Source organism: Mucilaginibacter sp. (genome assembly GCF_036383575.1).
Lineage (GTDB): Bacteria > Bacteroidota > Bacteroidia > Sphingobacteriales > Sphingobacteriaceae > Mucilaginibacter.
Genome location: NZ_DASVOB010000877.1, coordinates 1 through 13,836, shown reverse-complemented (window position 1 = coordinate 13,836; position 13,836 = coordinate 1). Strand labels below are relative to the sequence as shown.

11 protein-coding genes are annotated in these 13,836 nt (G+C 41.8%); 2 read left to right on the top strand and 9 right to left on the bottom strand.

Going from position 1 to position 13,836, the window contains the following annotated elements:
- Both VF500_RS30825 and VF500_RS30820 read right to left on the bottom strand, forming a co-directional pair.
- Nucleotides 1–1,067, bottom strand: a 1,067-nt coding sequence (locus tag VF500_RS30825) for a M20/M25/M40 family metallo-hydrolase (protein ID WP_330863326.1), incomplete at its 3' end; no start/stop codon positions are given.
- A gap of 2 nt (nucleotides 1,068–1,069) precedes the next feature.
- Nucleotides 1,070–2,944, bottom strand: a complete 1,875-nt coding sequence (locus VF500_RS30820) for a M61 family metallopeptidase (protein ID WP_330863325.1) — start codon at nucleotides 2,942–2,944, stop codon at nucleotides 1,070–1,072.
- A gap of 241 nt (nucleotides 2,945–3,185) precedes the next feature.
- Between VF500_RS30820 and VF500_RS30815 the strand changes: the two genes are divergently transcribed.
- Nucleotides 3,186–3,467, top strand: a complete 282-nt coding sequence (locus VF500_RS30815; protein ID WP_330863324.1) for a hypothetical protein — start codon at nucleotides 3,186–3,188, stop codon at nucleotides 3,465–3,467.
- Nucleotides 3,468–3,634: 167 nt separating this feature from the next.
- On the opposite strand, the gene radA is transcribed toward VF500_RS30815, so the two are convergent.
- The 3 genes from radA to VF500_RS30800 form a co-directional block, all read right to left on the bottom strand.
- Complete coding sequence (gene radA, locus VF500_RS30810) at nucleotides 3,635–5,107, bottom strand: DNA repair protein RadA (protein WP_330863323.1); 1,473 nt, start codon at nucleotides 5,105–5,107, stop codon at nucleotides 3,635–3,637.
- A 92-nt stretch (nucleotides 5,108–5,199) separates the two neighbouring features.
- Entirely contained in the window at nucleotides 5,200–7,458 is a 2,259-nt protein-coding gene (locus VF500_RS30805) for a hypothetical protein (protein ID WP_330863322.1), read from the bottom strand.
- On the bottom strand, nucleotides 7,421–8,446 hold the full coding sequence (locus VF500_RS30800; protein ID WP_330863321.1) for a hypothetical protein: 1,026 nt from the start codon (nucleotides 8,444–8,446) through the stop codon (nucleotides 7,421–7,423). The genes VF500_RS30805 and VF500_RS30800 overlap by 38 nt, the downstream gene beginning before the upstream one ends.
- A 146-nt stretch (nucleotides 8,447–8,592) precedes the next feature.
- Between VF500_RS30800 and VF500_RS30795 the strand changes: the two genes are divergently transcribed.
- Nucleotides 8,593–8,967, top strand: coding sequence for a barstar family protein (locus VF500_RS30795; protein WP_330863320.1), 375 nt, complete (start codon nucleotides 8,593–8,595; stop codon nucleotides 8,965–8,967).
- Between the two features lie 923 nt (nucleotides 8,968–9,890).
- Here VF500_RS30795 and VF500_RS30790 read toward each other — a convergent pair.
- The 4 genes from VF500_RS30790 to VF500_RS30775 all read right to left on the bottom strand — a co-directional run bounded on the left by VF500_RS30790 (nucleotide 9,891) and on the right by VF500_RS30775 (nucleotide 13,677).
- Nucleotides 9,891–10,346 carry a hypothetical protein gene (locus tag VF500_RS30790; protein ID WP_330863319.1) on the bottom strand — a complete coding sequence of 152 codons (456 nt, stop codon included), beginning with the start codon at nucleotides 10,344–10,346 and terminating at the stop codon, nucleotides 9,891–9,893.
- Nucleotides 10,347–10,648: 302 nt separating this feature from the next.
- Nucleotides 10,649–12,199 (bottom strand): Rne/Rng family ribonuclease, encoded by a 1,551-nt coding sequence (locus tag VF500_RS30785; protein ID WP_330863318.1) that lies wholly within the window; start codon nucleotides 12,197–12,199, stop codon nucleotides 10,649–10,651.
- A 314-nt stretch (nucleotides 12,200–12,513) separates the two neighbouring features.
- Nucleotides 12,514–13,368 carry a tetratricopeptide repeat protein gene (locus tag VF500_RS30780; RefSeq protein ID WP_330863317.1) on the bottom strand — a complete coding sequence of 285 codons (855 nt, stop codon included), beginning with the start codon at nucleotides 13,366–13,368 and terminating at the stop codon, nucleotides 12,514–12,516.
- Between the two features lie 12 nt (nucleotides 13,369–13,380).
- Nucleotides 13,381–13,677: an HU family DNA-binding protein gene (locus tag VF500_RS30775; RefSeq protein WP_090534644.1), complete on the bottom strand. Its 297-nt coding sequence runs from the start codon at nucleotides 13,675–13,677 to the stop codon at nucleotides 13,381–13,383.
- Nucleotides 13,678–13,836: the final 159 nt, after the last annotated feature.

Here is a 13,836-nt window from a genome sequence, read left to right as displayed (position 1 = left end):
TATGGGTCCGGGTAAAATTTAAAAGCTGTACCTTCCAGGTTCTTCTGTAATATCTTGCCAAAATCTGATCTTTCAAAACCGGTAATAAACGCCGAGTTGGTGCCGAATTTTGAAGCCTTGCCTATCATCTCAATATTGAACATGGCAACTACTTTATCTGCATCTACCTGCCTTGCAAAATATTGCGAACCATATTCGCCAATTTCTTCGGCAGTAAATGCCACAAAAATGAGCGTACGGGCATTGTTGTTCAATTTTTTATAGTATTTGGCCAGACTTAATACAGCCGTTGTGCCCGAGGCATCGTCATCCGCGCCATTGGCAATGCTATCAGTTACGCCGGGTTTATCAGGTTTGATAATCCCCAGGTGATCATAGTGCCCAGAAAATATAACATATTCATCGGGCCTGGTCTTACCCGGAATAATACCGGCAACGTTAAACAACGGCAATTCCTCGTTTTTTATGTCGCAGTTAACATCAAACGAAGCAGCATTATCAAACTTGCCTAATACAAATACCAATGGCTGTTTTACTTTACCTTTAAAATTTGTACTGCCGGCTCCTAAGTACGACTTAATCCTGCTAAACAAATCTTTAAACTTAGGATCGACAAGCAAAAGCGTTTTCTTACCGCTCTGCAAAACCGCCCTATATTCAGTTCTGAAATTTTTATCAGGCCCAACAGTAACTATCTGCACATCTTTATCACTTGCCCATTTAAACGAATCCGTACTGCTTGCAAACGCGCTATCGGCTGCTATAGTTTTACCGTTGATGCTTGCAGTTAAGCTCACAGGGGTTGAACGCACCATCGTAAAATTTTGACGGTACCCGGTATTCCCCTCCATAGGCTTAAGGCCTGCCTTTTTATATTCGCTTTCAATAAACGTTGCCGCCTTTTCAATGCCGGGTGTAAAAGTCGCCCTGCCCTGCATATCATCGGCCGAAAGCGTTTTGATGATCCGGGTTACATCGTCTTTACTGATCAGCTTATTTACATCCTGTGCAAAGCTATAAGCCGAAACACTTAATAATGCCGCTGTTACTATTGATATCTTTTTCATAATTATTTGACTTTTGATTGCAGCCAATTGTTACGGAATGTTTCCTGCTCTTTACTTAACTGCTTGCCCTCCTTTTCAAAGGTCACGACCTCAAAATTGGGATTTTCTTCAAGGGTCATAGTGGTTTCATGGGCACCAGCACGGTTTTTATAGTTTACAGTAACCTTATCACCCGGCTTTTTATCGGCAATAATATCGCTAAATCCTTTCTGGTCTTTAACATCTTTTCCGTCAACTTTCAGGATCACATCACCTGCATCAAGGCCAGCCTTATAAACCGGCGTACCAATGGTTGTGCTTGAAAGTATTGGTAACCCTTCGGCATCAGCAGCACGTACCTGCCCTGCACGACCGCGGCCCGGTGTAGCAGCCAGCGGACCAGCCCAGCCTTTACCCGGTTGTATTTTACGCAGCACTAAACCAGCTTTAGCCAGCAGTTCTTCATAATTATTCTTATCGGTTCCGGTGATGTAGCGCTTAAAGAAATCGGCAGCAAATTTGGGATTGTTGGTTACTTTACCCAAATCGCTTTGCAGATCGGGGATAGTATACGGCTTCATTACTTTACCCCGTGTAAGCCAAACAGCACGCATATAATCATCAAGCGTGATGTTAAAATCGCTGCGCAAGCGAAGATCAAGCGCTAATGCAATAGCACCACCGTAGGTATAATAGCTGGTAAAATCGTTAACATTATTGTTAGGGTCAATAGATACACCTGCATCAGCAAAAACCGAATAGCGGCTCATTTGTGCAGCCGAATATTTAGCCGCAGCCGGGGTATTCAATACCTGGTTAACCAAACCGGCAAGGGTTTTGGTATAATCATCAAGCGTAACAAAACCGGCACGGGTAAGCAGCAGTTCACCATAATACTGGGTGAAACCTTCGGCAAACCAAAGCTCGCTGCTCATGTTGGCGTGTTCAAAGTTAAATGGCTCCAATGATTTTGGGCGGATGCGTTTTACATTCCAGCTATGGAAATATTCGTGAGAGAACACCCCCATCAGGTTGTTTTCAAAGCCTTCAACTTTGGGCGCAGGAATAGTTATGGAAGTGGAGTTACGGTGCTCCATACCATCGCCTGATACGGCAGGGTTTACATCGCTCACAAAAGTATACTCGCCAAAATCATATGTAGGCAATTCGCCAAATACAGCTTTTTCTTCCAATACCAGCTTCTGGATCATCTTGCCGAAATTATCGATCACGGCCTGGCTATCGTCTGAGTGCACGGTGAGATTTATTTTTTCTTTCTTACCATCGGTATTTACAACCTCCCAAGTGCTAACATTGTAATTGGACAGTTCAGTAGGACTGTCCATCATGTACTGCAGATTTGGTGCGCTGTAAACACTTGAGCCTTCATGTTTAAGCTGTGAAGCAACTTTCCAGCCGTATTTATCCAGGTCATTAAACTCAAATGTAAGCGGGCGTTTATCCTGCCCTACTACCCACATAAAAGTGGCAGGCATATTCAGGTGGGCATGACTGGGGTCGATTGAAGCGTAGGTACCGTCGGTCCAATTGCCGAAAAGGGTGTAGGTTACTTTTACAGTAGCGGGGTGATCTCCCACCTCGTACACATCTCCTTCAATTTGCGTTAGTGGCAACTCCTTGCCATCAATATCAATAGCTTTAACATTATAAATATTTTTACCAAACTCATGCGTTGCGTAACGACCTGCCGATGACCGGCTCATCCTTACCCGGAAATTACCAGTAGGTGCCTGGGGAATGGTCATACTTATTTCGGCCTCATGATGGGCCGCGTTAGGAAATGAAATGGAATAGTAAATAGCTTTTTGCGGCTCCTGCTGTGCCATAACATTGCACGCCAGCACCGAGGCAGCGGTAAAGAGTAGTAATTTTTTCATCAACTTAAATTATCTGCGCTGAAATTACTATTAAATCGGCAAAAAATTTATATCAATGTTATTACCACAGGAAATCGGGTTTAAAAATCAAAAGATGATAAATGAAAAATTTTTACATGATTTTTTTCAAATTAATCGAATTACGTTTGCCCGCCCTTAAAGCTCCTGTAGCCCTATTTAAAATCCTCATTCCAGCCCCATTCATTTAATTATCCGTACATTTAAAGAAATTCACTGGCTTATGATCCTTTTCTCCCGAAGAAACCTACATTACACCGATTATCAATGGACTACTTACATTCAGAACGATCCGCGTGTAAATGGCAGGCCTGATCATACTACGTTTAATAAGAACGAGGGAAATGAAATGGTGTACCTGATCAATAAGTTAATGATGATATGGGATTACCGCTTTGCAAACACCGGTAATAAAATGGAGAAACTGATCCATGATAAACTCCCAGCCGAGATCACCAGCCAGGAAGATGTGCAAAACTGGCTTAAAACCAATTTGAAGTTTTAGATTAAAAAAGCTACAAGCAGAGTGATCAACGCTTAAGCTATCTTTATGATCATTGTTTATTAGTAGCCCCATGTGATCCTATTAATAAACGCTATATAATAAAGTAGATAACGGAAAGTAAAAGTTAATTGCTTTAAGCCTTGAGCTTTTTGCTTTAAACTTATATTCTATCCAAACAACAATCCAAATACCTCTTCAATACTGCTTACAATCTTAATGTCGATATCGTAGCGGGACAGGTCCATACGTTTTTTGTCCTGGCCACTGGCCGGGAGATTGTATTTGGAAATAAAGATCTGGTTAAAGCCAAGTTTCTGGGCTTCGGCAATGCGTTGCTCAACCCGGTTCACAGCCCTGATCTCGCCCGAAAGACCAAGTTCCCCGGCAAAACAGGTTTTGAACGGGATGGGCATATCCTCGTGCGATGATATGATGGCGGCTGCCAAGCCAAGATCAATAGCAGGGTCTTCAACCCTGATGCCGCCTGTAATATTCAGGAACACATCCTTTGCACCCAGCCTGAAGCCGCAGCGCTTTTCAAGAACAGCCAGCAACATGCTCATGCGTTTGGTATCAAAGCCTGTAGCAGTACGCTGCGGGGTACCGTAAGCGGAAGCACTAACCAGTGCCTGTGTCTCGATTAGCATTGGTCTCATACCTTCTAAGGTTGCCGAAATGGTTATACCGCTTAGCGGAGTTTCGCGATGCGAGAGCAGGATCTCGGACGGATTGGATACTTCCCTCAGCCCCTCACCCATCATTTCATAAATACCCAGCTCAGATGCCGAGCCGAAACGGTTTTTGATAGTACGCAGGATGCGGTATACATGGTGCCTATCGCCCTCAAACTGCAATACGGTATCAACCATATGCTCCAGTATCTTGGGGCCTGCAATCATACCATCTTTGGTGATGTGGCCTATCAAAAATACCGGGGTCGAGGTTTCCTTGGCAAAACGAAGCAATTCGGCAGTACATTCCCGAACCTGAGATACACTACCGGGCGTTGACTCAATGTGGGCTGAGTGCAGCGTTTGGATAGAGTCGATCACCACCAAATCGGGTTCAAGCGATTCGATCTGTTTAAATATGTTTTGGGTGGAGGTTTCCACCAAAACGTAGCAGCCCCCCCCGCCCCCTAACGGGGGAGCCTGTGCGTGATCCAAAGTTGTTAAAGCACCATTTTCAGCACCCCCTTCAGGGGGCGGGGGGGGCACCAACCTTTCGGCCCGCATCTTGATCTGCCGTTCACTTTCTTCGCCAGATACGTACAGCACTTTTTGATTAGGCATATTGAGTGCCAACTGCAGCATTAGGGTTGATTTACCTATACCAGGCTCGCCGCCGATAAGCACCAGTGAGCCGGGTACTATGCCACCGCCTAAAACACGGTTAAACTCTTTATCAGGGGTTGGTACGCGGTGTTCTTCTGTGTAAGTGATCTCCGTTACAGCTACGGGTTTATTGGCCCGCTGCTGACTCGTTGACGCGGGTTTCCAGGCCGGTACCGATGCGTTGCCTTTTTCAATCACCTCTTCAACAAAAGTGTTCCATTGCTGGCATGACGGGCATTTACCCAGCCACTTGGGCGATTCAAAGCCACAGCTTTGACAAAAGTACGCGATCTTGGATTTGGCCATTATTATTCAGATGTGCAGATTACAGATGTGCAAATATGCAGATTATTTTGATTTTTACTAAATTAATTAGCAATCAATAGATGCTCGCTCAACTATTTCTTATCCGCGTAATCTCTGAAATAACCACATTCTTTCAATGCTTCTTTGTAGTAAGCTGTGTTGTTGTATTTACCTTTTAACTCGGCAAAATATTTGTAATAGGCGTCAATTACCGGCTGGCCCGCTTTTATATCGGCAAATTTATCCGCACCTTTAAAATCCGGATCGTTATAAATTTCATTGAGCGCACATTTGCTCAGCATAAATGTACAGCGGGCGCGTTGCTCGTCGATAGTGGCATTTTTGCGGGCAAGCTCGTAATATTTTATAGCTATACGCATCGACGTTAGTTTGTCATCCATTCGCTCTTCATCCCCGTAATAATCGCGGCTTAAGGCTCCAGGCATCACAACATCCGACTCATAAAACGTCCGGGCGTTGCCATAATAGGTAATGTTGTAATAGGCATTGGCAACCAGGTAAGCATTTCGGTAAACGTTTTTGCCGGCTTTAATTTCGGTTTCCATATCGTTAAGTGTTTGCAGAAAGCTCAACGCCGTAAATTTTTGCTTTTGCGGCGCGGCATGATCGCAGTCGTGACAGTCAATCATCCGCCCGTTAAACGGGTTACCCAAAAGCGTGGTTGTATCGGGCTGCATTTTTTTAAGCCATGTTATGGCTTTTTGCGTTTGCTGCTTGTATGCCATCATAATGGCCTGGTGATAGTAAAGGTTGTCGGCCTCTGTTGGATAATAGCGAAGCATGGCCTGTTCAAATGGCGTTTTGGCGGGCTTGTTCAACAGGTTAATAAGATGTGTAACATTCGCGCTATCGGCATAAAAATCGCGGTAGCTGTTATCAAAGCATACCGTTTTAATATGGTCACCCTGTTTTTTATACAATTTGGAAATGGCAAGGTTGCAATCGCTTATCGCGTTATTAAACCTTAAATCAGTTACTTCAATTTTATTGTCACGCAGGTTAGCCAGCCAGTTTAAGGGTTCAACCAATTTTGCTTCGGCAGTGGCGTCCATCTTCTTCAGGTTTTTAACATACAGCAAAATATCAAGCAATTTGCTTTGTGCTGTAAGCATTTTATCGCCTGCTGGTAATTGTTTTTTAGCAGCAGCGTAAAACTTACCGGCTGTGGTGTAGTTCCTGTCTAAAAAATTAAGGTAGCCGGCTGCCAGGTTCCAGAAATAGGGTTTGGCCGTATTATTTTTTAAGGCGATGTTTTCAACAAGCTGCCTGTTGCCTGCATCCGCTTTTCGTGCCGAGTCTACCGGAGGGGTTTCTACCGGTAAAGTACCAGCTTCCCGGATATTAATGAGCCTGCTTAATAGCAGATCGAGCTTTTCAGATTTTGGATTAATGGCAATGATCTCTCTGATAGCCCTCCCTTCGTCATATTGAGCGCCCAGCATATGCCACAGCGTAATTTTCTCTTCGGGTGTTTTTGCCAGTTTTAGTGTTGCCTGCCAATCGCTTTCATTTTGCGGATGAAAGCTCCAGTAACTGGGGATCTTGAGGGTATAGGTATAATTGTAACACAGGCTATACAGGTAGTTGGATAATGCGTAGTTTTTTTGCTGATAATAGTAGCCGGCCACATAGCCCATTGTGCGGTAATAAGTAAGATTTTTAGGAAAATGTGCTTTAAACTGCTCAAATAGCTTTACTGCTTTGCCATTAGTGGCGCTGTTATTTGCCAAGTAATAATAGCGCACCATTTGAAACCATAACCGTTGTTTAATAAACGGATCGGTTTCTTTATTATAAGCGCCCACCAGCGTGCCCTCCAAATTGCCTGCGGCGTGATTGGGGGTAACCTTTTCCCACGAGTCGTAGTCATTCACAGCATATGTTTCACAGGTTTTAGCCAGTTTAAGGTAGGTATAAAATGCCCTTAACATTTTGGGCGAAACATTCCCCGTGCTTATCGCGGGATATCTGCCGGGTAGCGCTTTTAGGGTGCCGGTAAATTTCCGGTAAACCGAATCCACCTGACCGGGCGTTGCTTTCAGCAGTAAAAACTCCAGCGATGCAGCAGAAAACTGATGGTTAAAATGCGTGTACCACTCGTCAACTATGATGCCATTATACCACGTGTTACTGCTTTCGGCATAGCCCTGGTGATAGTAAACCTCATAGCTGGAATAAAAGAATGGCGAGTACTGTTTATTAACGAAATACTCAGGCGCGAAAACAGAATAGTCGGAATCATCCGAATCGGCGCAGGCCCAGATCACGCCTGCTATAGCCAGCGTACAAAAGCTAAAAACGAGCAGAAACCTGCCTGATTGTTTCTTCATTAAATTTTTCAGGATCGATGTTGGCCAGCTCATAGTATATGATGGTTGTATGTTTTTGGTCGGGTAAATGCTTCGCTAATTGTTTGGCAGCGGCGTTCAAAGTGTTGCCGTCCGTTTCTTCAAGTTTAAAAATATCATTTTGTTTGATATAAATTCCTTCCAGAAAAAAGCTTGTTTTTGCACGATAGTTAGCTTCCCCTTCAATTTGCTCAAAGCTGCCTCGGTTAGTAAGTTGCCGCCGCCCTATTTTTCCATATACCTGTATCACCCGCCCATTCCTGATATGGATAGCCCAGGAAAACAAGGGCAAGGCGATATCCAGTTTTAAAGGATAGCTATTTAAATAATCGACATACTTACCGGCGTCTTCTTCATTATATATTGAATTGGGCTGATGCAGGCCGGCATTGAGTTTACCCATATTATAAAACATCAACACACCACGGTCGGCAGGAGGTACCCCAGTACGGTCTTTAAATTTAACCTGGTGCAGGCGGATGGTGACTTCCAATTGCTTTTTGTTAAGCTTTTTAAAAGCCGCAAGAAAGCTGAAGTATTTAATGCGGGTACTAAGCGACCAATCGCAATCAACCTGTACTTTGGCATAGTTGATCTTCTTTTCGCTGGCCAGTTCATTAATTAGCTTATTACAATGTGCGGCAAGGGTGGCTACAGCTGTATCGGGAATGTTTTCAAAAGTTTTATTGGTAATGTAGATAACCGGGGTGATGTTTAAGCCCGCTGGGATTTCATTAAGCTTCACTACAGCATTGGGGTAAGCGCGTTGTTGCTTATCGTTCCAGCTTACATCAAAAAAACGGATGTAAGCGTTATTACCGGTTTGTTTCAGTAGGTCTGCTTGCTGATCACTGAGTTTGAAGCCGGTTTTCCAATAGTAAAAGGCGGTTGATGCAGTGCCGGGTTTGCGACAGGATGCCGCTGAAAACAATATCGCTATCACTATAAGCCACCGGAAATATTTTAGCATAGGATGGGTTAGCAAGTTATTTCATCGAAGAAGTAAAGTACGGGAATTTTTGCTATTGATAGAAAATGGATTGTTTTGGAAAAGGAGAATTTATACCTTGTATACGAACTACAAAGCACAACCTTGTCTCAACTGCAGAATACCTCATGAAATGTGTTAATTTTTTAGAAGAACCACGAACCTACACTAATGAAGAAGAATTTGTAGGCTACCTTTTTGATGTTGAAGGGGAAAATGAATTATTTAAAAAACTAAGCGAGGTACTTCAATTTCCACAATATTTTGGAAATAACTGGAATGCGGTTTATGATTGCTTGTGTGATTTGCATTGGATAACTAAGAAAGGAATTGTACCGGTTCATAACCAAATGCCGTTAGTTAGCGATGAAATACTTCAGATTTATTTAGAAGTGCTTTTTGATGCAGCTAAAAGTTGGAATAATGACGATGAACATTATTTAAAAATAGTTTTCGCCGAGAGATCAAGGCAACATGTGGAAGCAAAATTGATAGATTTATAATAAGGACCTAAAATCCTGGATGGGGTTTAGTATGAAGTTACGCTGCGCTAAACTTCGACCAGTGATGCGAAACGATACTTCAATAAATTATGAACAATAATTTTCAAATGCCTAATGATTTCAACGAAGATGTGTTAATCAATACCACACACATCGTTTATCAGAATCTACACGAAATATCGCAAGGGAGCCCCCTAATTGGTACGCTATCGATTAACAATAACATTATACAGCGCTATCTCTTTGGTGGACCCTATCTTTTTGAAAATGGCTTCATATACGCACCTGTTTATGTTAGAAAATTTTTTGTCAATGGATTCAAATTAGCAATAATTGATGTAAATAGCTTAAGTATCAAATTTCTTGGAGATATTAGAAGTCTGATTTTTTTGGACAAAATTGAAGACAATTATATCCATTTCTTTGAAAATATTGATAAAACGCAATACAGCTATTATTCTCTCTAAAACATCGTAATAACCGTCTTCGGCTAATGCACGCGTCAGCACAAGAAATTATGCTATCGATAAACATCTACCAGTAAATCTACTCTCCAGATGTAAGCATTATAGCGCAAAGAGCCTTTATTGTTTCCGTTAACTTACCTTCTGTATTTAACTGTACAAGTTCAGTCTCTCTAAAAACCCGTTTATATAGTTTTCCCTGTCGCTTTGCATCTATGGTAATAAAGGCTTCAGCGTTTAAGCTATCCGGGTCGGATCTCGTTACCGTCAAAACATCGAAGTTTGGCTCTAAAATCTTTTTTATTTTATCCACTGTCTCCATATCTCAAAAATAAATTCTAAAACTTTGCAATGCGCGTGTATCTAACCTAATTAGTTAAAGTTACACCATCTCTAAACATAAATCCAAGTGGTCGAAGTTATCCTGCCGCTAAACTTCCACAGAAGTGTATAGCATCCTCAAATTTTACTAATCACCAGCATGAACATAGCTGCCTGGATGCTACCTTTACGAGTATCGGCCATACTGATCTCAAATTTTTTACTTTTGTTTTTCCAAACCAGTTTTTCATTTTCTCTTTTTAGACCGGAACCAGGAGCATCAAATTTTCTGATCAGGGGAGCTTTATAGTTGTTGGAGTTATATGCAATAAGATACCTGAAGCACTTGCCATCCTCTAAATGAAATGTCATTTCATAAACACCATTTTTTGCTGCCTGGGTTGCGTTAAAAGTATATACAAGCATGCGGAAAGGGTTATCTCCTATGCCAGTAATGATTTTGTCAAAAGCTAACTTTGAATTTTGCGCCTTAGAGTACTTGTCAATAGCCGCTTTCCTCTTATCTAATAATTCCTGTGATTGAACATTTATTGAGAAGAGAAAAATAAATGCGAGGCTGATTACTATCTTCATTTTATAAATTATTGAGATGTAAATTACATACGGAATTATAACAATGCATCTTTTATGTATTTGTTTTTTTCATCCGCTACCGCAAGGATGTGCCTCGTGGTAAATACACTAAGTACAGATGCTCAGCTTTATAGAATGCTTAGTTAATGTAGATGCATGGTTTACATATAGCATGCTGCCACAAGGCACAGCCTTGCGGCAGCGATAGTAAACAAAAAAGAGCAGATGCTCATCCAAACATCTGCTCTTTTTAAAGATCTTTAATTTTGTGCCCTTTTCAAACAGTTGCACATCTGAAGTTTTTACAGTTTAATTTCCTCGTCTTTTGATGAGAAGAAATGGAATTCCGTGATCTGGTAGGATGGGTTGCTTTTAACCTTTATCCATTGGCCATATTTGATAAACCACTTCATTTGGCGGTTATAGATACCCTTTTTAATAAAGGCTTCAATATATGGGTGCACGCACAGAGTTATACCTTTTTCGTTTTGCTCGGTAAGGATGTAATTGAAATTGTTTTCAATATCGTCCATCAGCAAAATGGTTGGCCTGATAGTGCCTGTACCGTTACATGTAGGGCAAACCTCGCTGGTAACAATGTTCATTTCGGGCCTTACGCGTTGACGCGTGATCTGCACCAATCCAAATTTGCTCGGAGGCAAAATGGTGTGCTTGGCACGGTCGTACTGCATTTCGGCACGCAGAAAATCAAAAAGCTCCTTGCGGTTTTGCGGTTTGTGCATATCGATAAAATCGATCACTACAATGCCGCCCATATCGCGCAGGCGTAATTGCCTTGCAATTTCTTTGGCTGCTTCCTTGTTTACCTGGTACGCGTTCTCTTCCTGGTTTTCTTTACTGGCTGTACGGTTACCACTGTTTACGTCAATAACGTGCAGGGCTTCAGTATGCTCAATTACCAGGTAAGCGCCGCCGGCAAGGTTCACGGTTTTACCAAATGCTCCTTTGATTTGCTTTTCGATCCCAAAGTGGTCAAATATAGGTTCCTTGTGCTTATGCAGGCGGACTATATTTTCCATATCGGGCGAGATCTCATGAATGTATGACCGAATCTCTTCGAACATACTATTGTCATTGGTATAAATGTGCTGAAAATCGGGGTTCAAAATATCCCTTAGGATAGTTGATGTACGCCCTATTTCGCCCAATACCTTTTTTGAAGGCTCAACAGAAGGCAGCTTGGTAATAAACTGCTCCCATTTCGAGATCAGGTCAAGCAGGTCTTTCTGTAGTTCATCAACCCCTTTACCTTCGGAAACTGTACGGATGATAACGCCAAAATGTTTTGGCTTAATACTTTCAACTACCTTACGGAGCCGGGTACGCTCGGTATTGCTTTTTATCTTTTTCGAAATAGAAATAGCTTCCGAAAAAGGTACTAAAACAACATACCGGCCTGCTATTGACAGGTCGGAACTTAAACGTGGCCCCTTAGTTGATATGGGTTCTTTGGCTATTTGTACCGGGATAAGCTGGTTTTTAGTTAATATCTCAGAGATCTTTCCTCCCTTATTGATATCGGCTTCAAGCTTAAACCCATCCAATAGCTTTGACTGATATCCCCCGCTACGTACTTGCTTGGTCAGTTTAAGCAGGCTTTGTACCTGCGGACCAAGATCAAGATAATGCAAAAAGGCATCCTTCTCATAGCCAACGTCAACAAAAGCGGCATTTAGGCTGGGCATGATCTTTTTGATGCGGCCCAGGTAAATATCGCCAACTGTATAGTTGTTGCTTACCTGTTCTTTGTGAAGCTCTACGAGTTGTTTATCCTGTAATAATGCAATGGTAGCCCCGTTGGGGGATGAATCGATAATTAATTCTTTTATCAATTGCTACTCCATTTCTTATAACGGTAAAAACCGTGTGTTAATAAGTGGGTAAAAAAACACTAATAAATAAAAAGTTACCCGCCCCGGTATGGGGCAGGTAAAACCATTAATGTTTAGTCTTAAGTGGTTAGTCGAAAGTTTAAAGTCAAGAAAAAAAAGACTTTGTACTTAAGACTAAGTACTATCGACTTAACATAAATGCTTATTTCTTTTTATGTCTGTTTTTTCTTAAACGTTTTTTACGTTTGTGGGTAGCCATTTTGTGTCTTTTACGTTTTTTACCGCTCGGCATAATAATAATTTTTAAATGTGTGTTAGTTATTTAATTCCTTGATATATCCATCAATGCGCTGACTGAATACAGGATCAGGCATCATTTCTTTGCATTTCTGGTAAGCGTCAATAGCTTCCTTTTTCATACCTAATTGCTTGTAGCTTTCGGCTAAATAAAAAGTAGGTTCCAGTTCCTGCTTTTGAGCAAGCAGCGTTTTAAACCTGCCTACCGCTTTTTCATACTGACCCGATTTCATGGCAAACATACCTAAGTTAAGGTTAGCGTTCCAATTTTTCGGGTCTTTTTTAACAACCTCAAGCAGTAGGGCTATGCCCTGCATTGGGCCTGCTGCCCCATTTACATAAGCTATACCCAACCCGGTTTTACCTTCAAGGCTTTCGGGTTGTATTTTCAAAGCATTTTGAAATGCTTCGGCGGCATTGCTTACAAAAGCGGGCTGCAATAAAGTATCCTGTGTAAGTTTATATGCATCATTAAAGTGGTTACCTGCGCTTATCCAGTCTTGCACCTTATTTTCTTTACGGGCTAATGCCTGGTAGTAGAATGCTGCGGGTGCAGGCTGGTTAACATCGTCCCAGCGCTTAGCCAGCTGCGTTTGCAAAGCTGGTGCATCTGCGTCTGATGCTTTCTTTAACTGGGCTTCAAGGTCATTTATCTTAGCTGCCAATGCATCCCCAATTGCTGCTTTGGCGGGGGCAGATACCATATCGACAGTAATGTTAGCTACCGGCTTGGTGGCGCCTGCAGTGGCGGCCATTGTCGGCTTGGCGTTTTTATCGTCTTTTGGCTTTACTAAACCTTTTACGGGCAACCAATACAAATAGCCCATAATAACAACTACGGCTGCACTAACGACTATTTGTTTCTTGTTCATGATGGCGTATAATTATTTTTTGCTGGTTTTGTTACCTGACTTTACTTTCTCAACAAAAGTTTTAGCCGGTTTAAAGCTTGGCACAAAGTGCTCAGGGATAATGATGGCAGTATTTTTTGAAATATTACGTGCTGTTTTCTTAGCTCTTTTTTTAACTACAAAGCTACCGAAGCCTCTTACATAAACATTTTCGCCGCCAACCATTGAGCTTTTAACAACTTTGAAAAACGCCTCAACAGTTTCCTGCACGTCTACTTTCTCTATACCTGTCTTTGATGAGATTTCAGTTATAATTTCTGCCTTAGTCATATCTTATTTACTTAATTTTATTTTATAAATACTTAACTGTTTTGGGGTTGCAAAAGTATTGCTTTATCCGTTAACAGCGAAATATTTATCCGTTTTTTTTTGCCAATAGCGCAAAACCTACATTTTCGTTACAATTTTGAGTATGAGAGGCTTATAAAT